Below are 25870 nucleotides of genomic sequence, written 5' to 3'. Positions count from 1 at the left end.
AGGTGGAGGGAATTTAAACTGAATAGGAAGGTGCTTAGAAAAATTAGATTTTTTTGATGGTCATTTCCATTAAATATTTATTTTCATGATTAATTTTTTTCACCTTTGAAAATCCACATTTTTCATAACATCGAATTGCTCTTTCATTCGATATTTCAGGGTCTAAAATTATTATTTCGACGTTAGTCGTTTTCAAAATAAAGTCAATAAATTTACTAACCATTATTGTCCCATAGCCTTTATTAAACAGATTAGGAATACCGATAAATTGGTCTATTCCATAAATCACTTGATTTTCGAGATAACCGAAATCTTTTTGCTCATGTATTTGTATTGGATAATGTTGCATATATCCTATGGGTAAATCGTCTAACTCAACAATAAAAGGAGAAACAGTGCTTTCACCACGTACTCTTGGTTCATATTTTTTCCTAACTTCTTCAATTGTATATGGTGAATTAATTTCTCCATAAAATGCTAATACTTCTTTTGTCCTTAGCCATTTAGTCATTAAACGATAATCATTAGCTGTCATTTTCCTAATGTTTATTTTGTTTGTAATCAAGATTGGTTTCCTCTATTTAAAATATAGGTTGAATTTTCCAAAATAGACAGTCAAAATGAAGATTAATACATGATCGGTTTTCTTGTTATTTTGAATACCTAATAATTATTATAGGATTGTAATTTATACAATTACTTTTATATAGTTTTTAGCTTGGAGAAATAAGGGGGATGAAGATGGAAAATGTGAATATTTATGAAATCATTGGCGTTTCGGTTGACCCTATTTATGAGGCACTAAATCAGCTTAGTGCAAATGAAGAAATCCTTATTGGAAAATATACCATTCGGAAAACAGCTAAATTTTACGAAATTGAAAATAAAAATTTGCATGAATGCTTCAAAGAAAAAGAAAATTGCTATCAATTTTTAAGCAATTTGCTCATGGCAAAATAAAAAAGCTACGGTTATGAATTTAGAAGCTTTAATGTAATATTATGTTTGTAATCTGTTTTACTAAAATAACCAAATATTGTATGATTTTATCAATGATTTCATATAGTTAGGGGGATTATTATTGGATATCGAGTTTATTAACAGCAAAATTTCAGAACACTTATTAAGTAGTACATCTGAAGTAAGTTTGTTTTTAATTGAGAAGATTAAAACTCATGATGTGTTAGATTATTTTTCATTTAAACCATCTTTAAGTCGGTCTTTGCAAATAGATATTGTAAAGGTTATCCAACCAACTATTGATAAATTAGTGGGCAAAGAGCAAGTTGAATTTAATGAAAATGGTCGACCAAATGGTGTCGTTGAATACTGTGAGTCTTCATATATAGGGATTACATATGATAATTTCTTTAAAAGCTTACAAAAACCAGGTGAATCGCTGAATGAAGATACTCAAAAAGATTTATACTGTATAAAAATTGAAATAGAAGTGGGGAAATTTGCTTATTTTTTAAATCGTATTCCTCAACTAAAGAAGTTTACGAAAGGTCTATGGGGAACGTTAGCGGACTCTACATTTAGAAAAGTCTCAGATTCATTTATAGGGATTGAACCTGGATTTGATTTACTTATTTTTGAAGATGAAGTGCTTGTAATTAATAATGTAGCGATGCAAAGAATATTTGATTTAAAAACAAAGTATGTTCAGAATACTAATTCTGTATTAACAGTCTTTGAAGAAACGAATAAGTTAGAAGGATTTGAACAGTTTAAAAATGATAGTATTGAGGATGGCAATATTGTAAAGAGAGTTTCAAGATTAATGACAAGGCCTGAAAGAATGACTAGGTTTGTTGACAATTTTGATAAAGTAGAAGAAATCATTATGGAATTTGACTTAAATATCGAATTAAACGAAGAAAAAACGAAAATAAAATATACTGATAAAAAACAATTAAACGATATAGTCAAGTTACTTAACGATGCTTATTATAAAACTGTATTAACAGGTGAAAGAGGAAGAGATGACCTAAGGTAATTTAAGAAAGGGTGGGGGAAATTGACAAATCTTTTTAAATTGTTTTTATTTATATCGTCCTACTCTCCATTGTATCTAATTGTTGCTCTTTCAATATACCCCTATGATGGTTTTAACATCAATTCAATTATTCAAAATAAAGTAACGCTTACAGTGTATATTATTTTAATGGTATTATTTATCCTTTCATTTTTACCTATTTTGTATATAAAGAAATGTGAATTAAACAGCACAATTGTAGGTGAGCGTGTATCGAGAAAAAATGAAGAAATTTTAAGTTACTTAGTGACATATATAGTACCTTTATTGGCAATCGACATAACAGAAAAAAGTACATTGGTTACAAACGGAATATTGTTTATGTTAATTGGCTATTTATATGTTAAGTCTAATTTAATACATGTTAATATAACGTTTTTACTGTTTGGATGGAATACCTATGAAGATGAGCTTGGCCGAGTCATAATTTCGAAGGAGAATCCCGACTATTTTAATAGAATAAAAATTAGTGGTAACAATTTACATGTTAGAAAATTGGCAAACAATATTTATTTGCATAGAGCCTAATTTCTGAGCAAAACCTTTATAAAACGCCTATTGCTGCACTGCAAAAGGTGTTTTTTATTATTTAACGAGAGGAAGGACAGAAAGCTGCTTGATACTGGAGAGCAAAAGATGTTTCTCAGGTGAAACCACCTTGTAAAAATATGTATGTTGTGAAAAATTAGAATCAAGGACCTTGTTTTCCAGAATGAGTGGTGTAATTGGGAGTGCGATTTATTCTTTTATTTTTATTGAAAAAAAGAGATGAAAGTATAGATTTCTTAAAAAAGGAAAGTGTATTAACTGGAGGTGATAATGATGACGAAAGATAAGAGAAATAAAAAGGATGGAGAAAGAGAAGAATTTGGAAATGATTTAAGTCCAGATGATTTAGATGTTCGTGAAGATAATGATCTTACAAAAGAACAATTTAAGAATGCCAATGAGAAGAATGAAAAACAAGAAGAAAATCAGTAAATACTAAATGAATAAAACCCCAGGTATTGAAGTGAAATGACCCCTAAAAGGTAGACTGAGTTCAGTAGTACTGGGGTTTCGCTTATAAATTATTTTTGGATTTAAGTATAGATTCTATTTACTGTTCTATATATTGAATTGTAAAAAGAGCATCAAATCTGATGCTCTAATATCAATGTTCTTAGCCATTAATTATTAATTAACGGGAAATTGCTCAGAGTTAATTCGTGTGTGTTCAGATAACTTTATAAATTCCTCTGGGGAAATGTGTTTTACTTTATAAGATATTACTGCTTTATCTGAAATCACTTTATGTTTTGTTGCAGCTTCACCAGGGGGGATTCGAAAAGTAATGTTAATTAGTTTATACGGAGGATTATGTGCATTTTCAAAAGTAATAACTCTTAAAGTAACGTCATAAAAGTCATTTTGTCTATTTCTTTCAATTTTTTCGATTCTTCCAGCAGTAAATAATTCATTATCACCGTAAGAAGTCATTGTTTCAAGTATTGATTGGCCTAATTCGCGCAAAAAGGCTAATTCTATTACACTCGGGGGTTTATCTTGAGGGAAATATTCTGTATCGGATTCAGCAAAAGCATAATTAGTGACTAAGAAACACATTAATACTAACGAAATGATTATTCTTTTTCTCATATTCAATTCCTTTCTGCATTTGCCCTTGTTATTTGCAGATTAAAGAAGTTTTATGTATAGGAATTTTAAGCAAATAAAACAACGTGTTAATGATGGAGCATAGTTGACCAGTTCGGATATCTTTTTATATTTGATGTTTGCTGTAGCTGTCGAAAATCAATACCTTTGACATTTTTGATGAGGTCTAACTCATTAGCATGAGGGCAAATGATATTAATTCAGTTGATAATTACCCCTATTTATTGTTTATTTTGATATAATTACCATTATGTAAATGAATTCTTATAGAAAAGTAAAATGAAAATATAAAAATTTACACGAATGTGTTTGTCGAGAAGAATCAAAAAGGAAGCAGCTAAAATGTATATTAAATAGGTGGAATCAAACTAAAAAGTCTCAAACAAAAGAATGCCTATATCTTATTGATTGATATAGGCGAAGTTTAAAATTAATCTGTTTTTAGAAGTGAATAAATATTTATATCTATAAAACTTTCATTAGAATTTTCGTATTGTCTAACTTGGTCTTCGAACGTGAAATTAAGTTTTTGTAAAACCCTAATAGAATTTACATTTGCAGGCTCCACTTTTGCTTCAATTTTATTTAATTTTAAACTTTCAAAAGCATATTTCAGTAGTGCCTTTATACCTTCTGGCGCAAATCCCATGCCCCAATAGGCTTTCGCGAGATCATAACCGATTTCTGCCTTGTTATTTTCAAAGTCAATAAAATTGAATCCACACGTTCCTATTATTTCGTTGGATTTTCTTTCAATCATGCTGAACCGAATTGCTTCATTTGCCTGAGCCAATTCCTCAAGAAGTTCAATCATTTCTTTTGCTTGCGCTTCATCTGTAAAGCTAGCAATATTCATAAATTTCGTGACATCTGGATCAGACCAAATTTTAAATAAGCTATATGAGTCTGAAATTTCCATTCTTCTTAAATGTAATCTTTGGGTGTTTAGTTCTTTTATCAATTTTTGTACCTCCAATATTTTTAATCAGTTAGATAAAAAATATTGCCATCTGCGCATAGTTCAGTCCCTTCAAAGTTGTATAACCTAATGATACCAATAGTAGCAAAATAAAGGAATCTTAAAACCTTTTATTTGATGAAAAAACAAGAAGAGAGTGTAGTCAATTAAGTTAATTAATTTATATTTAAATATTTTAGGAGGAATAAAATTGAAGAGATTTTTTCCATTAATAATTCTTTTACTATTAGTTTTTTCTGTATACTATTTTAAAGAAAAACTAATTATTTCAGGAGATGATTCACAACAATATATAGAGCAATTTTTTAATAATGAAGAAATTTATGATACAGCGCATAAAAAATATGGGGTGTATAGTATGGGTGTAGATCAGAATGATAAATTATTACTTGTAAGTATGAATGTATCTAATAAAGAATATACGGAAGATGTAGAAAAATATTTTAAACAACAACTAAATATCCATCGTTTAAATGATTACAATATCGAAGTGTATTTATATGAAAATTGAATATGCTGGGAGGCGAGCTTATCGTAAATAAAATATTTATCTTCTTTTATACGCAATTACATAGCAAGTTGATATTACTGAGCGAAGATTAAAAGCAATTAATTAATTTATGACAATTAACTAGAACTATAAAGGGGAATACGTATGATAAAATATCCATTTTTAGAAGTAGGGGCAACAATTGGTGTTACAGCACCTTCATCGGGGGTACCCAGTGAACTGCATGATTTATTGAAAACAGCATGCATTCGTATGGAAAAGGAAGGATATAAAGTCCTTTGTGGAGAAACTGTATGGACTCAAGATAAAGCAAAATCTGCTTCAGCTAAAAAGCGTGCGGAAGAGTTTAATAACATGATTAATAATGATGAAATCCATATTATTATTCCTCCTTGGGGAGGAGAGCTACTTATTGAGACACTCGAATATATTAACTTTGAAAATATTCCAACTAAATGGGTATTAGGTTACTCCGACATCAGTCTTTTATTATTAGCTATTACATTAGAAACAGGCATAGCTACCGCACATGGTACGAATCTAATAGATTTAAGAGGAGAATATTCTGATGACACAACAGCAATGTGGCAGTCGGTTTTATCTCTAAAAAAAGGTGAATCAATTGTACAACACTCTTCAAACCAATATCAAAAGGAGTGGCATTTTGATAAGCCTACACCTTATGTTTTTAATTTTACTGAGAAAACAAACTGGAAAACTACTGAAGATAAACGTGTTCAAATACATGGGCGTTTACTAGGGGGGTGTATTGATACGATTAGACATTTAATTGGAACACGATTTGGTGAAATACAAAACTTTACAGAAACTTTTATTAAAGGTGAATCTGTTATTTGGTTTTTTGAAAACTGTGAGTTATCTACTACCGATTTGCGTAGGACACTTGTACAAATGAGATTAGCAGGATGGTTTAATAATTGTTCAGGAATAATGTTTGGTAGAAGTAATGCTGAAAGCTCTGTTGGAAATTATACAGTCGAAGATGTGTATGAGGAGCTTTCTGAGGAGCTTGAAATTCCGATTATATACGACATCGATTGTGGTCATTTGCCGCCACAAATAACATTAATCAATGGAGCATTTGCAGAAGTGCAAACGTATAACGGTAAAGGAACTATTTTGCAACACTTTATTTAAATATAATATGTAAAGCAACTTCTAAAAACTTATATAATATGCGGTTAAGGATACGATTATCAATTAGTATTCAATATACCTTACTGACTTTAGGGATGTAATCTATACAAGGGTCACCCAGGGATAGGGGCGACCCTAAGAAACAAATCAGGAGGAAGTTTACTTAACACTATTATTTATATGCACTATTAACTTGGATTTTATAGTTAATTGCCTTTCAAAAAATAAAAAAATATTAAAGAGCTTTAAAGATTTCGGAAAATCTTTCTTTCATAAGTATTGCCCAAACAAAGTACCTACTACTACAAGGTACATTTACGCTTACAAAAACCAGCAATGTAAAAAATACCGAGCTGGTTTTAAGTGTGAAAATATAATTTTTAATCTTTTAGACTGAATGATGACTAACTTTTAGTAATTCCCACTCGCTACGTAAAATGCCCATTTTAATTGCATCATAGTATTTTCCGTCAACCATTCGTGCGTCTCTAATTTTTGCCTCTAATTGCATCCCCAATTTATCTGCTACTCGCATCATTCTTTCATTGCCGGACCAAGTAGACATACCTATGCGATGAAGAGTAGTGTTTTCAAAAAGATAGTCAATCCATAAGCTAAAAGCCTCAGAACCGTAACCACCATTCCAGTAATCTGAATTATATGTAACAATCCCTGTTTCAAGCCAATTCGTATTTTTGTCAACCCAATATGATCCGACGACACCTATAAATTGGTCATTTACTGCCATGACTAATGTACTTGGGACACCTTCAAATAGCTCTTCATCATCGGCCCATTCCTTTAAAAATTCTGTTTTAGTCATTTGTTTTTCTGGAATATACGGCCCATTCCATTTCTTAGCGGCTTGTGTTTCATCAACATATTTCCAATAATAAATTTCTTCTAAATCCGCAATTGTAGCTGTACGTAACGTGACTCTTATTCCTTTTTTATGTATCATTATCATTTCTCCCTTTATTACCTATAAAAACAGTAAATTTTATAATAACATATATATATGCATAAATTGTCTAAAGCAAACTGGGCTTTACTTCAAAAATGGAGCTTAGTGTATTATACTTGTCTGATTTTAGAGGAGAACCATTCTTTATGTCGAATTAGTACATAAATGGAGGGATACTATTGTTAACCAAAATTAGAAAAGTTAAGTTTGAAAAAGAAAGAAAAAATCCTATGTATAATGTTGTTATGGAATGTCCAGATGGGAAGGAACTTTTTGTTAAGTTTGATTATACTTATGCTACAAAAAATTTTTGGCCATTAGAAGTAAATTATAATAAAAAAAATTATGGCGCTAAGCTCGCATGGTATACAAGAGAAGTTGAAAATATGACGGTTGAATTGTTTTTAGAAACAATTGCAAACAAGATAAATAAAAAATATAACTTCGTACTACAGAATTAATAATAGGAAATTTTATTTTAGAGCCTTCAAAAATTGTTGTGAAAGCTCTTTGTGCATTTTAGGAACAATTGTGTTAGCTTTGAGAGGAAAAGTTTGATAAAAATATTCCAATTTTATAGATTTTTTTTTATTATTAAGTTGGAGGGGATATTAGATGTTTAGTAACACAGCGAATATGTTTAAGCAAACTACAAATCTTATAAATGCATTGAATAAGCTAAAACAAAACCTATCTTTTGTAAAATCGAATGTAAATAATGATAAAACGCTAGTTATCTATTTTTTAAGTAATGCGTATAGTGACTTTAATTTATTTAAAACGATCTATTTATCTGTAACGCCTGGCGATCAAAAAATCGAAGCCTTTTTACAAGAATTTGAAAAGTTTTTTGTAGATGCAAATAAATATTTAGTATTTATTACTGAAGATAGTATCGAAGATAAACTTCATAAAGAAGTGGTATTATCAATAAATGAATTAGAAAGATATTTGTTAAATCAGTTAGATATGTATAGATAATTTTTTACGTACTTTTGACATTCCTTATAGTAGGAGTGTCTTTTTATTTAAAAAGCAAACTGATCCCTCTCATTACAAGTGTAACTTGGGAGGGCAGAAGAAAGAGGTTAGTGGAAAGAAGGAACTGTTAGAAATGGTGATTTAAAATTAAAAAGAGCTGCCCTAAATAAGAACAGCTACTAAACACTTTATTTGACAGACTTTAAAAAAGCCTTCCCTTTGTTGTATATAAATCTTTCCCACTTAGCTAATAGCCCATTTCCATTCTCACCATTGTCTAATGCTAAAGCGTGATTTTTATGGAATTCTTTTACCCGTTTATTATGTTCTTTTTGCCATTGATGTAAAGGATTATGTTTCATTTTTTAGCCTCCTTTTAGTTATTTAATTATATGGTTGGTATGGATAAATTAAAAGCAATAAATAATTAATCAATAGAAAATATAATTGGTAGTTTTGCGTAATGAATATTTGAAAGAAATTGTGCAATAACAAAAAAGCATTGCAATATGCAACGCTAAGATCGATGGATTTCAGACAACTTTGCTATGCTAAAAACAAAAGATATCAAACCACCAATCAAAAAATATACGCTACTAATAATTATAATAGTAACGTAATGATAGTATATTTTCTTTTTATTAATAATCCCTTTGTTATTACTAGCATTTGTATACAGTATATTGGATAATTACAGGAACATAGGAGGTATGAAATTTGAATATCAAACGAATAGATCATATAGGTGTAATCGTAAACGATCTCTCTGCCGCTAAACAGTTTTTTATCGATTTTGGGCTTGAGGTGAAAGCGGAATGGGATATGGAAGGAGAGTTAATGGGATATGCAATTGGGCTTAATGACGCTAGAGTAGCGTGTGTTGGTTTGGGAACATCAGATGGTCCAACATGGATAGAGCTAATCAAATTTTATTCGCCGTCAGATGATACAGATATTCAGCATCCCTTTGCAAATACACTAGGTATCCGCCATATAGCATTTACTGTTGAAAATATTGAAGCTGTTGTTGCCAAATTGAAAAGAAATGGGTCCGAAATCTTTAGTGAGATACAACAATATGAAGAAAGTTATAAATTATGCTATGTTCGTGGTCCAGAGGGAATTATTTTGGAGTTGGCTGAGGAAATCAAGTAGGCATGTTAATTGAAGATGTAACTCTTTGTTACTTAGTGGTGGATGTTTGTTTGTACTGTTAAGATGTTAAACCTGGAACGGTACAACAATCCAGAGCTAGAAATTGCGTCATTGGTAAGGGAACTATAATAAAAGGCAAGTAGATACTTAGTGTAATTATAATCATATATTATAGTGACAAAAACCTATGACTAAAGTTATAATTCTTTTGGGGAAATAAGGAGAAATATTACTGACGGATCGCCGTATGTGATGAAAATCACCTGTACGGTGAAGGCTCGTTATAAAACCTAGAAAAAGAAATGGTATAAGACGAGAATAGCTTGTTAGCAGCACCAACTTTAATATCGGATTCTACAAATAACTACTTAGACAATGTATTGGAAATTAGCTTCTCTTCTAATACTGCTTGGGAATCTAAATTAAGTTCCATATCGATTAGTACAGACGGCGGAGTAAATTTTATTCCTTTAAGTTTTATTTCTTCATGGGTTAGTCCAGGAAAAATCACAATTCCTAAAGGTATGCCTTCTGGCTTGTTGATTTTCAAGTTTCATGCTACTGGCTATGAAGATGCTGTTGTAAGGCAAACTGTACTTGAACCATTAGCTGAAGTAAGAATAAAAACAAAAGACACTGGTATTGTACAAGTGGACAGCTCAATTGGATTTATATCAGTTAAATCGACAGCAACAGTCGGTGAAATTAAAGCAGCAATTGAATCTTACAATGGCTCAGCACAAAGTTATATATTCAGAAAAAATATCGGTGATGATAATTTCGACTATACAGAATCAAATACGATATCAGATATCTATGTATCATGGCTGGACATTACGTCTGAAGATGGTTCGACAAAAGGGCAATATTTAATAAATTTTATTAAATGAACAAAATGAGAACGTCGATTATGGCGTTCTTTTCTTTTTGCACATTTGTTTAAGTGATGAGCTTAATACATAACAAAATACCCTCTTCTGAGGATGCTTTTTCTGTTTCGAAAATGTAAGTATATGAAATAAGGAAGAAAGTCGTTACAAACTTAGTAGATAATGGAATAGAGCTTTTGACTACATCTCCATCAGTATTTGAGCTGCATTCGTGATATGGGAGCAATGAAACAATTGTTTATAAACAAACGACGTGAATATGCAAACCTATAAAGCAAAAACGAAAAAGTCAGACGCAGAGTTAAAGTAGAGGATGGATGCGGAGACTTGGATGAATGCACTATAAGGAGTAAATTGCAGAAGGTAAGTGAGGCTATCGATGTAACTGATTAAATGTAATTGATCCGGTTGAAGAGGAATTAGTCGATGAACAATAATTTTGCTGATAAGTAAAACTTGTCGTTTCTTGCGCTTACCCGGGAAATTATTTTGCGTATGTGGACTAGGTGAGTAATTGAAGGATATTGTGCAGTAGGGGATTGTGTAAAGCAATTTCACCCTAAATGGTGAGGTTCAAATTTATGGCATAATGCAATAAAAACTTGTTTATTGTTTCACTGTTGATGGGTGAATAATTAAGGTTTTCAAAAAAGTGTAATAAATCACCTCAATAGTATTTCTTTAAAGGTAATTCTATAATTGGATATTTATGTTAAAATTGGATTGGGTAAATAAATAATACGAGGTGCGCCAATTTGAAAACATATAAAAAATATCTAATTCCCATATGGGCTGTCTTATTTGTTGTGTATGTATTTATATTGTTTATTTATCAAATTTCTTTATGTGAAAAGCCTACTATTATATTTACAGTCATTTATATTTGTACTTCAATTATGATCAGTTTATTTGTAATAGGTGTAAAATCGGACAATAAAAAGTTAACAAATTTTATATCTATTCTAGCTATTATGCTTCTCTTCTTTTGTTCAATCGGTGTGGCTGGCTATTTGAATCATCATAAACATGATGATTTCCAGAAGAAAGAGATTTTATTAACGGGTGCATCGAAGGCATTTCAATTACTTAATTTAAAAAGTGAAAATATTGTATCTGTTGAGGTTGGAGAATATACAAAAAAAGATGGTTTTCCTTTTAGATATAAAGTGAAAGTCGTAAGTTCTGACTCTGAAAAACCCTATTATTTCGAATGCTCAGATGATAAATGTGAAACGATGAGAAGGTATACATATCCAGTAGAAGATTAAGGGGAAATTGGATTGTTCTTAAGGTATTTGTGTTCCTAATATACAAATACCTTTTATTTTGTTTAAAAACTATTGAAGGTTAATATGCGACTAAGTAAAAAGACTAACTGTATATAAAAAAAGTTACATCGTTTATCCCTTTGGCTGGTATAATTTTACGTATATTTAATTTAGAAGGAAGTGAATTCATGAGAGATTTAGAAAAAATCAAACTCGTGAAGCCACCATTTCCCAAGCTACGATGTTTTTCTTTCAAACCTATAATTATCTAGGAGAGGATTATTTTGAAGAAAAACATCGGAAACAAAACACCTAGCTTATTATTATTAATTGTTTTAGTAGGCTTCCCACAAATTAGTGAAACTATTTTTAGCCCATCATTACCTTCTATCGCAGTAGTGTTTGAAACTTCTATGAGTGATGCACAGCTTACGATGAGTGTGTACTTTATCGCATTTGCCTTCGGAGTATTTTTCTTTGGCCGTCTATCCGACAAAATTGGTCGTCGGAAGGCAATGCTTTATGGGCTGTTTTTATATTTTGTTGGTAACGTACTTTGTTTAGTAGCAAATGAAATGGCAGTTTTATTAGTCGCACGCTTTATTCAAGCGTTTGGTGCGAGTGTCGGCTCTGTCGTGACACAAACGATTTTACGCGAAAGTTTTTTTGGTGTTGAGCGACATAAATTGTTTGCTCAAATTTCAGCTGCCCTTGCCTTCACACCTGCCATTGGCCCATTAATCGGTGGTTTTACCGATTATTATTTTGGCTTTAAAGTCGTATTTTTCGTGTTAGTTGCTATGAGCATTATTGTATTTTGCTATGCGTATATACGCTTACCTGAAACAGCGCTAACAACAATCGAAATGAAGCCTATACTACCAATAGTGAAGCGCATGATTACAAATGCGCGTCTATGGCGCTACGGCGTATTAATTGGCGGTATTAACGGTGTATTATTTAGCTATTATACCGAAGCACCATTTATTTTTACGCAATACTTTACCCTAACAAGTGCGGTATATGGTTTTTTAGGTATTATCGTTGCGGTCGCTTCTATTGCAGGTGCGATGCTATCTAAGCGACTTGTTAGCCACACAACACCTGAGAAGATTATCGTACGAGGTTTAGTCATTATGCTCATCGGTACATTGCTCGCTACGTCGGTGCATTTTTTACCGACTGCATTACAAATGCCAACTATGATTGTTAGTGTGTTCATTATTTTATTTGGTACAGGTACTGCTTTACCAAACTGTTTAAGCTTAGCGCTCGTTGACTTTCAAGACGTCATTGGTTCTGCGGGTGCAATATTTAGCTTAGGTTATTATTTACTGGTCAGCGCTATAATCTATGGTATGAGTATTTTCCATAATGGAACAGTTTTAGCGATGCCACTATATTTTTTAATAATAGGAATTGTTATGCTTTTAATAAGCGTACCCTTACTTAATAAAAAGCTGTGAATTCTCACGTTACGTTATAGGGGCCACAATTGAACTTTATTTTAAAGCTACTGTAATCGTTCCATTATATTAAAAAATTATCAATTATATAAAAGCATCCTCTTTTGAACTGCCCCGTAAAAGTTAGACAGCAATCTAACTTTTATGGGGTTTTTTATGGTAAAAGTAAGAGCTGCATTTTCACTCCAAATGGTGTAGTATAGCCAACTAGAACAAGAAATTGATAGTCAAACTCAAGCAACAGTTATGAATTTCAGTCAAAGGAATGAAGAGAATTAATAATGTTGTAAATATAATAGATATTGTTATGTTGTTTTCTATCTTAAATAATCAAAAAGATAGTTCAAGGAGAGGATGATTGGATGAGTAAAGACTTTATTATTTTTGGAGCAAGTCAAGGGCTTGGCGACGCCTTTGTAAAAGGTCTACCCACAGTGGGAGATACAGTATGGATGGTGTCAAGAACACGACCGGAAAGTTTGGATATTAATGATGGTGTAATTCGCAAATGGCTCTCAATAGATTTGTCAAGTCAACAACAAATCGCTGCTTTAAAGGAAACATTAAAAGACATTGCAATAGATGTATTAATTTATAATGTTGGAGTATGGGAAAAGCGTGGTTTCGAGGATGATTATTCATTTGACAAGGATGAAATTAAAGATATTTCCAACTTAATCAATATAAATCTAACTTCTACCATTACGTATATTCAGGCGCTTCTACCGAACTTAAGACAAGCTAAAAATGGAAAAGTCATTTTAATTGGGTCAACGGCAGGCTTAGATCATACAAACAGTTCACAAGTTTCATTTGTTGCATCAAAATTCGGCTTACGGGGCATTACAAATGCTCTACGTGAACATTTGAGAGAAGATAAAATCCCTGTCACTTGTATTAATCCAGGGGAGCTGGCTGCAGAAGTACCTTATGAAGAAGGTGCAGAAAAGGCAATTGATTTATATGAGGGTACACGTATACCTGTACAAGATATTGTTTCTATTGTGCAATGTGTGATTAATTTATCACCAGTTTCATGTGTTAAGGAAATTAGTATCCCCTCAATAACAGACTTAAATGCTTAATCGTTCAATGGATAATAGTGCCTTTGTCATACGATTACATGGTGAATGGAAAGTTCACAGAGTATCCACGAGGTAGCCACGGATGATACGTATCAAAAGAAACTACCTGCTCGTATTGATGCTGACATGTTTAATTTATACTTACTAATAAACAAGCTTTCAATAAAGCTTGCAAACAGGTAATACCACCAAGCGTAACGGTGCCATACATGAACTACGAGAATTGGAGAAAACGATTTAGAGCAAAATAAAGTTTAAATTAATAGCGTTAGTTTTCTTAGAGATAATCATATATATATGTCAGGATTTTTTGTGTAATACTTTAAAATGAGGTAAAATAAACCATATTAACATGTTAAAAGACGCGAAAAATCATTTTATAGGAGGTAGAGTATATGAATGATAAGAAGAGTGCGAAATTACAAATATTAGCAATAGTTTTAATAATATCACTATTAGTTGTGGCATTTGTTACTTTTTTCTTAGGTCATTACATGGTCGGTTCAGTTTTATTTGTAATCTTTATTATTATTTTGAATGCTATGAGTAGTTGGACGAGAATGAAAAATACAGAGTACATACATTTCAAGAATCATAAAAATAACGATAGATGGTAATTAAAACCATTTCAACTTATTGTACTTTTTCCTGTTCCATATTAATTTACTCATACTTTATTACAAATCTACAGAAGCCATTCATTTTGAATGGCTTCTTATTTTATCATTTCTCTTCGCTTATATAGTGGACTTAGGTCTAACTTATAAAAAGTTGTTTATCAAGATTTATAAAGAAGGTAAGCAGTCTAGTATTTTGCGCCCTATTGGAATGGTATGTTTATGAAGTGGTTACTGCATACGCATTATCAAATGAAGTGATTTCTGAAGTGAAAATTACAGTAAAAAAGAGATAGATGACACGTACCAAAGAAATTAGCAGCTCGTATTGACGCTTACATGGAGGACTTAGGGCTAACATAAAAACAGGCAATAATAAAGCTTACAAAAAAGTAAAGCCACCAAGTGTGACGGTACCTTATGTAAGTTATTACGAGTGGAAAAAGTATTTTAGCAGAGGAGGGATAAAAATAAAGAGGAAAAATGTGATTAATCTTGCTCAGTAATCGCACCCTATGTGGATATTTATGTTTATCTGGTGAGAAATTTTACTTATACTAGCAGTGTAGGTTAGTTATACAGAGTAGTTAACGTGTGTTCAACAAACGGGTCAGATTGTTGAATAACAATATACTTCGTAATTTGGTATTAATGTTAAAATATAAAGTTAATGAGATAATGAATTAAAACTTAAATCTGTCTTCAATTAAGGGGGAACTAAGTTGAAAATTATTAAAGTGATGCTTGCTTTAATTGTAGTAGCGATTTCAATGTACGGATTAATGACAAAGAATTTTTCTTATGGTCCAATCTCATCTTTATTGCTTGGAGTTCTCTTTGCAATTATGGGAATCGAAGAATATAAAATGAAAGGAAAAAATGGTTGGGGAATGCTTCTTATAATAGGATCTTTGTTAATTATTGTTATGGCTCTTTTTAGTTTTTAATTATTTTTGAGTGGCATTAACATTGTAAGTTATTATTCTACAATCGGGCGCGATTCTGTAATAAGAATCAGTGCTCGTTTTCATTAAAGGGCACAGGTTATGAATAACAAACTGCGATAATCCAGTAAATGCTTCACCATTAATACAACTTTCATTAAGAAAAAGTAGTTTGCAGGGAAGCCTGTGAATGGCTTTAAGAATAAATGGAACACCACCAAATCAACAGATTGTGACATAAAAATAATTAACGAAAATGGCATAAGACGCTTTGTTATAAATGAGAGCCCACAATTGATTTTGATAATCGCTAGCATCGGTACAAAATAACCTGTGGGCTCCATCGTATTCATATAGTATTGTGCTGTTTCGTTTTCATGTCAGTTGGGAAGCCACCAGCGACAAACATAAAAATGCCTGATCCAATCATAATCAAACAAAGTACGAAACGGATATCGTATATAGTCTGGGTCAGTTCGTCATAGAGGTTCCTTTTTTTACAATTATTTTACGCCTGGCACCCAACCAACATTACGTTTCATCATGTTCATTAGCGGCTCTGGAATGTTATTATCACGACTCATATCCATTTCAGTAATAACTGGTTCACCAGCTGCTACTTTTTCTACCCAGTGTGGTTCAATTAATAGCTCGCGACCAAGTGCAAGTAAATCAGCACCTGTTTCCATCGCTTCTTTGGCATCTTCTGGTGAATAAATAGAACCAACGCCTATAAATGGTACACGACCGTCAATCACGCGTTTTAAAATTTTAATACGGTTTTCTTTTTCACCGCTATAACGACGCGCTTCTGCACGGAAATCACCTAATGAAATGTGTAAGTAATTGAGCTTTACATCTGCTAAACGATCTACAAGTTGAACCGTTTCATCTAGAGTGATACCGTCTTCTTCAGGCTCTTCTGGGCTAAAACGATAACCAACGATAAATTGGTCATCAGCATATTGCATTTTTGCACGGTTTATACTATCGATAATTTTTGATAAGAATGTCATACGTTTTTCAACAGAGCCACCGTAACGGTCTGAACGTTTATTTGTAAAGCCTGAGAAAAATTGTTGTAATAAATACGTATTGGCACCGTGAATTTCCACACCGTCAAATCCTGCTTCAATTGCACGACGTGTCGCTTCACCAAATGCTAAGACTATTTCCTCAATTTCTTCTACCGTTAATGCACGGGCCACACCGCCATCTGCTGCAATGGTTTCACTTGAGCTTACGACATCGCCATTTGGTACAAGGTCACGTACTGCTTGGCGTCCACCATGATAAATTTGTAAAATTGCTTTTGCGCCACCATCGTGAATCGCATCAGCAATACGTTTTAAGCTCGGAATATATACATCGCTATGCGCAGATATTTGACCTGGGAAGCCTTTCCCATTAGGAATTACGTAAGCACATGCTGTAATGACCATACCGACGCCAGATGAGCGCTCACGGTAATATGTAATCTCCGCATCGGATACTGTATCATCAGCATTTGCTGAGTAAGTTGTCATTGGCGCCATCACGTAACGATTACGAATTGTGACGCCGTTATTATAAGTAAATGGTGCTAAATAAGTTGTCATGTTATTCACTCCTTCTAAAACAAGAGTAAATTTATCGGATTTAAAAGTCAAAGATTGCGCTTTACTACTATATTTTATTTCCGGGATCATAATAAAAAAAGTAGTAGAACATAGGGGGGACTGACCCAAATTAGAAGGCAGGAAAGACGTATGAGCATCGATAATCTAAGATATATTATCAAACGCATATTAAACCGAGCTGGAATCCCCATCAACTCCGCCATAAGCTTTAGTTCAATAAAGATTATCTTATAGATAAAACTTTTTTATATAAGCCTCCTGTACGTATCTCCTTTTTACTTTTTGCCCAGTAATTGCACTTGTATTGGATATTTATGTTAATATTGATGTATATCTGGTATTAAAACCTGTATGAAATAATTCCTGACAAATTGACTGGAGGAATAAAAATGCAAGGCTTTAAACGTTACTGCTCATTTGTAATTCTTATCTTTTTGTTATCAGGGTGTGTGGGTGTAGAAAAAGATAAAACGTCCTCAAAAGCGAAGATAACTATTGAGTCATATAATATGAGTGAAAAAGAAAGTCTACTAATTAGCAAAACAGGGGTAGGAAATATTGAATTTTTTAAACTAAATGGTACTTTATCCAAAGATGATGATTTGCAATTTTCAGTCGAAGTATATAAAAAAGGTAAGTTGAAAGAAGAATTGCTAAAGAGCTGGGGTGCCATCGAAAAAAACTATCAAGATAGCTTTATTTCATTTGGAGTAAGTGATTCTAATCGTCCCTTGAAATTATTATCTGGCATACCTTCTGGAATTGCTACAACAACTTATTCAAGTAGCATGACGTCTTCTTCTTTTAGTAATTTAATCAGCGAAAATATTACATTAACGAAAAACAAACCGGTTTATTTGGTGGCATGGCTAGGCACTACAAAAAACGAGCTGCGCACTGTCGGAAGTAAAAATGGTGAATTGCCTGCTGGCATTGAAGAAGCGGAGCTCGCATTTTTATATAAAGTATTATGGACTGATAAGGGAACGAATGAACATTAGTGGTGTAATCGGAATAGGGAATACCGGGCTTAGAACTAAATATTGCGTGTTATGTAATTCGTAAGAGCGTTAATTGAAAATTATTGAGTTGCATATGCGGCTCTTGATGAGCGTTTGGTTTAAATGTTTAAAGAGGGGGGATTAAGCACAAATGAATTATTTCTCATTGCTAGCTATTTTATTTATCGTACTTATTGCAGGTGCTATATATGAAATGAAAAAGAACAATGATATAAAGCTTGAACAAATCAAATTAGAAAGAGAAAAAGTAGCTTTGGAACAAAAAAGATTGGAAATTGAGAATAAAACGGAACAATGATTCAACTGACGGGAGCTTTATATCAATAACGCTTTTCTTATTAAAAAACTCTTTATAACAACTTATTAAATATTAAAACTAGCTAATCATTCTGAGTGGCTTTTTATTTTACCTAAAAAAAAGAGAAGTCGAATGCCATTTCACTGCAAGTAAATGTCGCAGGTATTGATTATAAGGTTCAATACCAAGAAGGGTTGTAAAAAACACTTAATTTTATGGGACAGGTTTTATATGTAGAAACAACTATCAATCTCCTTTTGTGTGTTTTACGAAAGGAGCAGGTTAGTGGAAGAAGAGTTTTATTGCGAATGCGTTGAATAAGTTAATATATGTAAAATATTGAATGGAAAGGAGTGCTTTACTTCAAGTCTGGGGTGGCACTTTTTTCTTAAACTAACCCAGGACAGCTAAATACTATTTATAGGGGGCATTTTGTGATTAAGTCTTTAAAAGGGCAATTTATCTTATCTATATTTGTGGCTTTTGGTTTTGTTTATATTAATTTTTCTAGTATTGAGTTTATTGCTGACAAGAGGGATCCAACCGTTCGGGTAATATTTTTCTTCATCATGATTTTATCAGTGTTTAATGCGGGATTATTGACAGAAAAATATATTCAAACAAGAAAGAAGAAATAACTTTGATCCAACTAATGGGGGCATTGGGGCGTTGCATCCAAGGGTATTCAGTGTCGATGTCATTCGAATTACTTGGTAAATGGAAAACTACCGGAATATAGACGTGGCAGAGACTACATGGATGATGACACGTACTAAAAGAAATTGCAGCTCTTATAGACGCTTACATATTTAATTGATTTTAAAGATTATTTAAATTTTGTTCAACAATCGGGCCATTTAATTGAATAACGCTTTTAAATTAAAAATAGGGTTTTATGTTAATCTTGATGTGAGTTTGTGAAATAGTGTACTTAAGTTAACGAGGCAGGTTAGTTCAATAAGAAATTTCAAAGTAATATACAATTTCATACTAAAATATGGTGAAATAATTAATTGAGTAGTATTTTTTTACATAGGGGGATTTTATTTGAAAAATTATCAAAAAACTGTTGTCATATTTCTTCTAATAATTACGTTGCTAACACTTACTTCCTGTACACAAGCTGAAGAATCGAAAGAAAAGCAAGGTATTGAAAGTATCGTTTTATCATTTGAACACCCTCAAACAGGTCAAAAATTTAAAATAGTCAATGCCTATAAACTTTACCAAAAATATGCAGATAAAGTTGAAATTAATCCAGAACAATTACAATCGGAAATTTATAATGAAGAGGTAATTAAACCAATACATAGTGCTTGCTTTGAGAATGTTGAATATCCTTATATGGCAGATTCAATTCTAAATGTAGCTGCCGACCTTTTAACAGAAAATCAAATATTAAGCGAAAAAATTGATAGGGAAAAAACTGAAAATATTATTAAAGAAGCTCTTTTAAAATCTTCTAACCTCATACCATCTGAAAATGAAACAACTGTATGTGTTTTTCCTGCTACAAATACAAATAAACTAATGACTAACTTGGGGGCAGGGAAAATAATAGTCCATTACAATAAAGATTATACCGAAGATGATATAAGGTCTAGCATGCCTCACGAATATCATCATAGTGTTTGGACAGAGAAGTACTTTCGTAATGCTCCACCTTTTACTGTTTTGGATAACCTAATATTTGAAGGAAAGGCGATTATGTTTAATAAGTTAGTTTATCCTGATATTGATTATGATCCAATTCATTCAACATTCAACAAATATTATTGGTCAAAAATTGCATTGGATCTCGAAACGGTTGACTTGAATCGGTCATTAGAAATTCTTGCGGGAGGTAATGGCCTTCCTAGTCGTTATGGTTACGGTGAGGGCTATAGAATGGTTAAATCCTATCTTGATTTGCACCCAAATGTAACTCCAGAGGAATGGACTGCCCTAAGTGCCAAAGAAATTTTTGAAAAAGGAAATTATCTTGAAAACTATAAATAACAAATCTATGTAAAATAACATATATTCTAGGGGTAAATATATGTTAATGATTAGTTAAAAATCATTGAGTTGCGAATGCATCTCTTTTTTCTTATTGAACAAACGGGGTGCCTTACTTTAGTAAAGATCTTCAACAATCGGGCGCTATTTTGTAAAAAGAATCAGCGCTCGATTTCAATAAATGGTCATTAGAATTAGATTAAAAGTATTATTTTATAGGTGGGGAAAAATTGAGGAAACCAATTGTTAACCTTATTGATTATAATCTTAATTGGGAAAAAGAATTTGAATATGAGAAAAAAAGAATTATCGATGTTTTAGGTGATAAAGTTGTTGGGATTGAACATATTGGAAGCACTTCTATAAAGGGATTGAAAGCGAAACCAATAATTGATATTACTTGGGCGTACAAGATTTAGGTGAGGTATCCAACTTTATTATTCCTCTTAGTGAAATTGAATTTGAGTATATTCATAAACCTGAGTTTAAAGATAGACGGTTTTTTTAGGAAGGGTTTATGGGGACAGGGTACTTGTCATCTGCATATCTGTGAAATTAACAGCAGTGAGTGGATTGAAAAATTAATATTTCGAGATTATCTTAGGTTACAACCCCATGTGGCTATAGAGTATGCTTCTTTAAAAAAAGAACTTGCTTCTAAATATAAGTTCGATAGACCAACATATACAAAAAGGAAAGAACCGTTTATTAAAAAGATTATCGAGATAGCTATGAAGGAAATGTACGGTAAATAAAAATCTGTTATAAAGTAACCGGTGCTTTACTTCAATAAGAAGTAAAGACTTTTTATAATAACAGAGCATATAAATATAAGCTACCAAACGACACTTTGGGAGCTTTAAATTAACGCAGCATTTTTTTACGATTAAGTCTGAAACAGAACGACTAGCAATTCGACTAATCTTAAAAAAGAGGTGCGAAAATGCGGATATTTATAATTATTTCTATAATGTTGATTTTCGGACTAAATGGCTGTGCAACAACAAATAGCAATGAAGAAAATTTAAGTGTTGAACCGGTAATTACGAATGATTATAAACAGGTAGATGATTTTAAAGTATCTATACATGTTGAAAAAGACCTGAATGTTTATGCTACGATTACGTATATCGGAGACACGGAAAAAAAGGATATATATCATGGTGGAAGTATTTTTTTCTTTAATATTTATCAGCAAGACGGTAATTTTATATATGAAGGTGCTATGACACAGCCATTACTAACAACAACATTGATTCGAAATGAACCGCATAGAGAGGATTTTAATTGGATAGAACAATTTGAGTTAAAAGAAGGTCTGTATGAATTTGAGGCGATTGCAGATTTTTCGTTAGATTCGGAAGATATAAGAGGAACAAATATTAAAGTACCTGTTTCTAAGATTCAAGAAGTTAAATCCAACTAACTTATCATTAACATATATAGAATACTAATAATCTATACAAAAATAAATCCAATAACGTTCCCAAATGAGAGTTTGGACGCACACCAAAAAGTCACGAATGTTGTTAAAGCAACGTTTGTGACTTATCTTATGAACATTATTCATTCAGATTTCAATGCAAAGAGCACCTAAGAAGCAACGTTTTGTAGTTATAAGAGTGGAGAATGTAGAAGAAGATTCCAATTCGTTGACTCTTGCATTATTATTAAGTAAGTAGAGATTTTAAAATCCTTGCCATTATGTATAACAACGGAGGACTAATATGACACCAGATCAAATTGTTAAGAAATTTTTTGAGGAAGTACGTTCAGGGAAAAATCCTGATTACGCAACTGAATTAATGGCAGACCAAGTATGGGCACACCAAGTTATTTCTGAAGAAGAATTAACGGTTATAAGAACGCCAAAAGATTATGCAGACCATGTGAAAGAAATGATAGAAGCATATGGCGATTTTTCATTAGAAATCCAAGAATTCATGGTGCAAGAAAATAAAGTATATGTACGCTGGAAACAAGTTGGTACGCATATTGGAGAGATCGACGGATATCAACCGACAAATCTGCCTGTTATTGAAATAGCTAGCGCAATATATAGAATTGAAGATGAAAAGATAGCAGAATACTGGATTCAAATTGATCGGGCTGGTATTGAAAAACAACTAAATCGCAATAAAAGTATTTAACATCCTTCGGGGTGTTTTTATTTTGCTTTGAAAAAGGCATCTAACAGCCGAAAAAACAATCGGAGGCTAGTTCAAAGTATCAATAAATGAAATGTCAGTAGAAGAAATACTCCGCCAACAACTAGTATGGTTAGTGGAGCGATCTCAATCAGCGCTTGATGAGGAACTAGCGCGATTGACAAATTCAATGATAGAAATAGCAAATTAATTAGAATGAGAATTTTTTCCCTTTCTTATTCTCTTTCATTCTCTGTGTAATTTCATAATAGACTTCATCGTATTTATCAACTAATTGAGATGGTGTTAAATTAGAAAAATCTTGTTTCTCTAGATAAAGCATTGTCAAAGCTGCAGTTTTATTTGAAGGGAAAGAACTTAGTTTTACATCACTCATTAATTATACCTCCTTCCTGCTGTCAATATTCGGCAGAGAGGAGGGAAAGCCTTTATTTTAAGAAAAGGTGTTTGGGAGCTTTAATAATTCAAATAACAAAGCAGAATACTTTATTAAAGCGAAGGTAAATAATTAGAACAAATGAACGAACATTATATGATAAGATGGTTATTAATTACATAAAATGGTTTTAATTCGTATGGAGGTATTTATGCATGATTTTTATTTAATAAAAAAGACCGAAACACAAGATGAAGATTTTTTTAAATATTTTTGGAGAGATAAAGAGGATTACAAAGATTTAATTGTTGAATACATTGGACTTGAAGATAACATAGTGGATTATATTTATGATTCACTTACATGGATTCCATGCAGGAACCCAAGCTTACCTGGAATGCCTAAACACATAGGCTTTAATAACATTGGCGTCACCCTATTTGATGAAAATTCAGCTACTTCGCTTATTTCTATTTTTACTGCATGAAGTGATTTATTAAAAAATGGTCCAAAAGAAATCCTAAAAATGATTTATTACCATAATTACTCCGAGGATGAATTAGTGCGTTTCGATAGAGACTATGCGGTAGCAAAATTTGAAAAATTCAGTTCTATATCCAAACAACTGTCTGAGGATAAATATTATATATATCATTGTGGGATATGAAAATCAAAAACTAATTTTAATTTGAGCAGAAGTCGATAAGAGTTTATCCTGATTAACAGTCATTATGCAATAATCGTTACCAAGCAGTTTAATTCAATAAGCAACTGTTTGACGTGGTGAAATTTGTTTAAACGAAGGTGGAAAGGAGAAACGATGAAAAAATCTTTTAGTAAGTTAGATAAGATACAAATTGTCATTGGTGTCATCGCGTTGATACTCGCAATGCTTGGGTTTATTTACGATAATTTAAGAGAAATCGCACTCATATTAATGTCTATAAATTTGCTTGTAAATGGGATACGATATTTAAGTAAAGACAAAAAATCCATTTCTACATATTTGTTGATAGTAATTGCGATACTATTTCTTTTCCTTTCAATCTATAATTTATTGTAGTAACAGGGACTTTAGTGCAACTAGGATTTATAAAGTATACAAAATAAATTAAATAACGTTCCCAAATCAAAGTTAGGAAATCAAACCACACTGTGAGAAGGTTTTTAAAGGAATCTATTGAAGTGTTCTAGAGATACTTATTAAACTATCGTGATAGGTGAAATATTGTAAAAGGGAGTGAGTTTTATAAAAAGAGATGAGAGAGAAAGAGATAAAGATTTACCCTGGATTCCAGAAAGGAACATGGTAACTGGATTTACTTTCAGAGGTTTTTTTATACTCATAATCCTTATAATCATTGGAAGTTTAATAAAATATTTATTTTTTTAACCTCTAGTATTAAGTATGCAAAATAAATCTAATAAACGTTCCAAAATGAAAGCTCAGACGTACACCAAAAAGTCATGAATGTTGTTAAATCAACGTTTGTGACTTTTCTTGTGACATTTTTTATTCAGCTTTTTATGCAAAGAGCAGCTAGTTCTATGAAAAAAGAAACTCTATTTTGCCTGGCTAAGGGTATTAATACTTTTCATGTTTTAAAATTTCCCCAATATCACGTAATCTCTTAACTGCTTCTTCTTTCGAATAAGGAAGTTCTTTGTAAAATTTCTATAGTTCTGGATTGTTAGCAAAAGCTTGAAAGTCTTCATCTTCAGGTTATTGAGGTGCAAGACTTTATTTTTCTGTACGACCAAGAAGGTAATCAATTGAAACATCAAAGTAATCAGCTAATTTTTCTAAAGTTTCAAAGACAGGTTGTCTTTCTTCACGTTCATACTTTCCGAGCGCAGGATAAAGTAATACCTGTATCGTTTTCAAGTTTACGTAATGTTAATTGTTTCTACAGACGTAATTGGCGTAATTGTTTTCTGAATTTCAGAATTAGATTTATAAATTAAACGCAGCTGGTGAAGAAAAATGGGATGTCGCCAACTTTGGCGCTACCTAGTCCCAATGTCCTCAAAATAAACAACTGTAGACTTCTTATAAGTGTTAGGAGGTAAATTTTGATTCCATTTGAAGTTGTAAAAAGGGAACAGGTATTACTAGGGGCGGTGATTGGACACGCAGAATTGACCTCCACATTTTGAAGTGTAACGCAATTGGAAGATGCCTAGAGTCTACAAATTAGAAGGCCGAGTAATCGTGCCATGCAAGAGTAAATTGAAAGTCCAATTAATTGTGAAAGACAAGAAGGAGAATGTTATACACTTTGAAATCCTGGTTCACCAGCTATAAGAACTGAGACTGAAAACTTTATTGCACAGGCAGTGAAGGAAGGTATTATCAATGCTTCACATTTGAAGGATTTACAAAATGGTGTGATGACTACGAATCGGTTAATCGGATTGTATATTAGAATTCAGCAAAGACGTGGTAAATAGAATTATAGGCTGTAAAAATAGCACGAGTTGCAAATCTAATAGCTACGTATAAATAACTGAAATAATTTAAAAAAATTATTTCTAAGGTTGTAATTGTTCAAAAATATTCCCTTTTAATAATGAGGTGAAACTGAATCGGCTACACTAAGTTGGACATAAAAAATAAGGGCTAGTACACTTAGACTACCAACTTAAAGGAGCGTGCTACTATGTCACGTCAACGTCG

At 32.1% G+C, this 25870-nt stretch carries 31 protein-coding genes and 1 pseudogene; 23 read left to right on the top strand and 9 right to left on the bottom strand.

Annotated elements, in window-relative coordinates:
- Nucleotides 1-43: 43 nt before the first annotated feature.
- Nucleotides 44-565, bottom strand: coding sequence for a GNAT family N-acetyltransferase (locus ACQKNX_RS23830; protein ID WP_427431038.1), 522 nt, complete (start codon nt 563-565; stop codon nt 44-46).
- Between the two features lie 176 nt (nt 566-741).
- Between ACQKNX_RS23830 and ACQKNX_RS23825 the strand changes: the two genes are divergently transcribed.
- The 4 genes from ACQKNX_RS23825 (at nt 742) to ACQKNX_RS23810 (ending at nt 3019) form a co-directional block, all read left to right on the top strand.
- Nucleotides 742-960 (top strand): hypothetical protein, encoded by a 219-nt coding sequence (locus ACQKNX_RS23825; RefSeq protein ID WP_427431037.1) that lies wholly within the window; start codon nt 742-744, stop codon nt 958-960.
- A gap of 121 nt (nt 961-1081) precedes the next feature.
- Nucleotides 1082-1999, top strand: a complete 918-nt coding sequence (locus ACQKNX_RS23820; protein ID WP_427431036.1) for a DUF4868 domain-containing protein — start codon at nt 1082-1084, stop codon at nt 1997-1999.
- A 21-nt stretch (nt 2000-2020) separates the two neighbouring features.
- Complete coding sequence (locus tag ACQKNX_RS23815; RefSeq protein ID WP_427431035.1) at nt 2021-2566, top strand: hypothetical protein; 546 nt, start codon at nt 2021-2023, stop codon at nt 2564-2566.
- Nucleotides 2567-2857: 291 nt separating this feature from the next.
- Nucleotides 2858-3019 (top strand): hypothetical protein, encoded by a 162-nt coding sequence (locus ACQKNX_RS23810; RefSeq protein WP_427431034.1) that lies wholly within the window; start codon nt 2858-2860, stop codon nt 3017-3019.
- Nucleotides 3020-3214: 195 nt separating this feature from the next.
- Here ACQKNX_RS23810 and ACQKNX_RS23805 read toward each other — a convergent pair whose 3' ends face one another.
- Both ACQKNX_RS23805 and ACQKNX_RS23800 read right to left on the bottom strand, forming a co-directional pair.
- Complete coding sequence (locus ACQKNX_RS23805) at nt 3215-3676, bottom strand: hypothetical protein (protein ID WP_427431033.1); 462 nt, start codon at nt 3674-3676, stop codon at nt 3215-3217.
- Nucleotides 3677-4124: 448 nt separating this feature from the next.
- Entirely contained in the window at nt 4125-4655 is a 531-nt protein-coding gene (locus ACQKNX_RS23800; protein WP_427431032.1) for a GNAT family N-acetyltransferase, read from the bottom strand.
- Nucleotides 4656-4863: 208 nt separating this feature from the next.
- On the opposite strand from ACQKNX_RS23800, the gene ACQKNX_RS23795 reads away from it, so the two are divergent.
- Nucleotides 4864-5184 carry a hypothetical protein gene (locus ACQKNX_RS23795; RefSeq protein ID WP_427431031.1) on the top strand — a complete coding sequence of 107 codons (321 nt, stop codon included), beginning with the start codon at nt 4864-4866 and terminating at the stop codon, nt 5182-5184.
- 144 nt (nt 5185-5328) lie between these two features.
- The gene (locus tag ACQKNX_RS23790) at nt 5329-6342 is read left to right on the top strand and encodes a S66 family peptidase (RefSeq protein ID WP_427431030.1); all 1014 of its coding nucleotides are present in this window, start codon (nt 5329-5331) and stop codon (nt 6340-6342) included.
- A 388-nt stretch (nt 6343-6730) separates the two neighbouring features.
- Here ACQKNX_RS23790 and ACQKNX_RS23785 read toward each other — a convergent pair whose 3' ends face one another.
- Nucleotides 6731-7303 carry a GNAT family N-acetyltransferase gene (locus ACQKNX_RS23785; RefSeq protein WP_427431029.1) on the bottom strand — a complete coding sequence of 191 codons (573 nt, stop codon included), beginning with the start codon at nt 7301-7303 and terminating at the stop codon, nt 6731-6733.
- Between the two features lie 182 nt (nt 7304-7485).
- On the opposite strand from ACQKNX_RS23785, the gene ACQKNX_RS23780 reads away from it, so the two are divergent.
- Nucleotides 7486-7767 carry a hypothetical protein gene (locus ACQKNX_RS23780; RefSeq protein ID WP_340824209.1) on the top strand — a complete coding sequence of 94 codons (282 nt, stop codon included), beginning with the start codon at nt 7486-7488 and terminating at the stop codon, nt 7765-7767.
- Nucleotides 7768-7921: 154 nt separating this feature from the next.
- Nucleotides 7922-8287, top strand: a complete 366-nt coding sequence (locus ACQKNX_RS23775; RefSeq protein WP_427431028.1) for a hypothetical protein — start codon at nt 7922-7924, stop codon at nt 8285-8287.
- A gap of 188 nt (nt 8288-8475) precedes the next feature.
- On the opposite strand, the gene ACQKNX_RS23770 is transcribed toward ACQKNX_RS23775, so the two are convergent.
- Nucleotides 8476-8649, bottom strand: a complete 174-nt coding sequence (locus tag ACQKNX_RS23770; RefSeq protein ID WP_427431027.1) for a hypothetical protein — start codon at nt 8647-8649, stop codon at nt 8476-8478.
- A 355-nt stretch (nt 8650-9004) separates the two neighbouring features.
- Between ACQKNX_RS23770 and ACQKNX_RS23765 the strand changes: the two genes are divergently transcribed.
- From ACQKNX_RS23765 to ACQKNX_RS23735, 7 genes are all read left to right on the top strand, one after another.
- Nucleotides 9005-9442: a VOC family protein gene (locus ACQKNX_RS23765; protein WP_427431026.1), complete on the top strand. Its 438-nt coding sequence runs from the start codon at nt 9005-9007 to the stop codon at nt 9440-9442.
- Nucleotides 9443-9765: 323 nt separating this feature from the next.
- Nucleotides 9766-10332, top strand: coding sequence for a hemoblobin-interacting domain-containing protein (locus tag ACQKNX_RS23760; RefSeq protein WP_427431025.1), 567 nt, complete (start codon nt 9766-9768; stop codon nt 10330-10332).
- A gap of 821 nt (nt 10333-11153) precedes the next feature.
- On the top strand, nt 11154-11600 hold the full coding sequence (locus tag ACQKNX_RS23755) for a hypothetical protein (RefSeq protein WP_427431024.1): 447 nt from the start codon (nt 11154-11156) through the stop codon (nt 11598-11600).
- Between the two features lie 284 nt (nt 11601-11884).
- Entirely contained in the window at nt 11885-13066 is a 1182-nt protein-coding gene (locus ACQKNX_RS23750; RefSeq protein ID WP_427431023.1) for a multidrug effflux MFS transporter, read from the top strand.
- 362 nt (nt 13067-13428) lie between these two features.
- Complete coding sequence (locus ACQKNX_RS23745; protein WP_427431022.1) at nt 13429-14151, top strand: SDR family oxidoreductase; 723 nt, start codon at nt 13429-13431, stop codon at nt 14149-14151.
- A gap of 395 nt (nt 14152-14546) precedes the next feature.
- On the top strand, nt 14547-14768 hold the full coding sequence (locus tag ACQKNX_RS23740; protein WP_427431020.1) for a hypothetical protein: 222 nt from the start codon (nt 14547-14549) through the stop codon (nt 14766-14768).
- Nucleotides 14769-15490: 722 nt separating this feature from the next.
- A complete protein-coding gene (locus ACQKNX_RS23735; RefSeq protein ID WP_427431019.1) occupies nt 15491-15715 on the top strand; it encodes a hypothetical protein in 225 nt (74 codons plus the stop codon).
- A gap of 83 nt (nt 15716-15798) precedes the next feature.
- On the opposite strand, the gene ACQKNX_RS23730 is transcribed toward ACQKNX_RS23735, so the two are convergent.
- Together ACQKNX_RS23730 and ACQKNX_RS23725 are read right to left on the bottom strand one after the other, a co-directional pair.
- Nucleotides 15799-16065, bottom strand: coding sequence for a hypothetical protein (locus tag ACQKNX_RS23730; RefSeq protein ID WP_427431017.1), 267 nt, complete (start codon nt 16063-16065; stop codon nt 15799-15801).
- A gap of 150 nt (nt 16066-16215) precedes the next feature.
- The gene (locus ACQKNX_RS23725) at nt 16216-17310 is read right to left on the bottom strand and encodes an NADH-dependent flavin oxidoreductase (protein ID WP_427431015.1); all 1095 of its coding nucleotides are present in this window, start codon (nt 17308-17310) and stop codon (nt 16216-16218) included.
- Between the two features lie 410 nt (nt 17311-17720).
- Between ACQKNX_RS23725 and ACQKNX_RS23720 the strand changes: the two genes are divergently transcribed.
- From ACQKNX_RS23720 to ACQKNX_RS23690, 7 genes and pseudogenes are all read left to right on the top strand, one after another.
- Entirely contained in the window at nt 17721-18332 is a 612-nt protein-coding gene (locus tag ACQKNX_RS23720; RefSeq protein ID WP_427431013.1) for a hypothetical protein, read from the top strand.
- Nucleotides 18333-18483: 151 nt separating this feature from the next.
- On the top strand, nt 18484-18651 hold the full coding sequence (locus ACQKNX_RS23715) for a hypothetical protein (RefSeq protein ID WP_427431012.1): 168 nt from the start codon (nt 18484-18486) through the stop codon (nt 18649-18651).
- A gap of 434 nt (nt 18652-19085) precedes the next feature.
- Entirely contained in the window at nt 19086-19289 is a 204-nt protein-coding gene (locus ACQKNX_RS23710) for a hypothetical protein (RefSeq protein WP_427431010.1), read from the top strand.
- 409 nt (nt 19290-19698) lie between these two features.
- Nucleotides 19699-20649, top strand: a complete 951-nt coding sequence (locus tag ACQKNX_RS23705; protein ID WP_427431008.1) for a DUF2268 domain-containing putative Zn-dependent protease — start codon at nt 19699-19701, stop codon at nt 20647-20649.
- Between the two features lie 230 nt (nt 20650-20879).
- A pseudogene (locus tag ACQKNX_RS23700) lies at nt 20880-21404 on the top strand (GrpB family protein).
- A gap of 188 nt (nt 21405-21592) precedes the next feature.
- Complete coding sequence (locus ACQKNX_RS23695) at nt 21593-22075, top strand: hypothetical protein (protein ID WP_427431007.1); 483 nt, start codon at nt 21593-21595, stop codon at nt 22073-22075.
- 301 nt (nt 22076-22376) lie between these two features.
- Entirely contained in the window at nt 22377-22799 is a 423-nt protein-coding gene (locus ACQKNX_RS23690; RefSeq protein WP_427431006.1) for an ester cyclase, read from the top strand.
- 208 nt (nt 22800-23007) lie between these two features.
- Here the strand turns inward: ACQKNX_RS23690 and ACQKNX_RS23685 are convergent, their stop codons facing one another.
- The gene (locus ACQKNX_RS23685) at nt 23008-23193 is read right to left on the bottom strand and encodes a hypothetical protein (RefSeq protein ID WP_427431005.1); all 186 of its coding nucleotides are present in this window, start codon (nt 23191-23193) and stop codon (nt 23008-23010) included.
- Between the two features lie 211 nt (nt 23194-23404).
- Between ACQKNX_RS23685 and ACQKNX_RS23680 the strand changes: the two genes are divergently transcribed.
- A complete protein-coding gene (locus ACQKNX_RS23680) occupies nt 23405-23680 on the top strand; it encodes a hypothetical protein (RefSeq protein ID WP_427431004.1) in 276 nt (91 codons plus the stop codon).
- 1254 nt (nt 23681-24934) lie between these two features.
- Here ACQKNX_RS23680 and ACQKNX_RS23675 read toward each other — a convergent pair.
- The gene (locus tag ACQKNX_RS23675) at nt 24935-25078 is read right to left on the bottom strand and encodes a helix-turn-helix domain-containing protein (protein WP_427431003.1); all 144 of its coding nucleotides are present in this window, start codon (nt 25076-25078) and stop codon (nt 24935-24937) included.
- Nucleotides 25079-25870: the final 792 nt, after the last annotated feature.

The organism is Lysinibacillus sp. NPDC093712, assembly GCF_050280025.1.
Taxonomy (GTDB): Bacteria; Bacillota; Bacilli; order Bacillales_A; family Planococcaceae; genus Lysinibacillus.
Note: the sequence above shows the minus strand (reverse complement) of the source record. Positions and strands in the feature narration are given on the sequence as shown.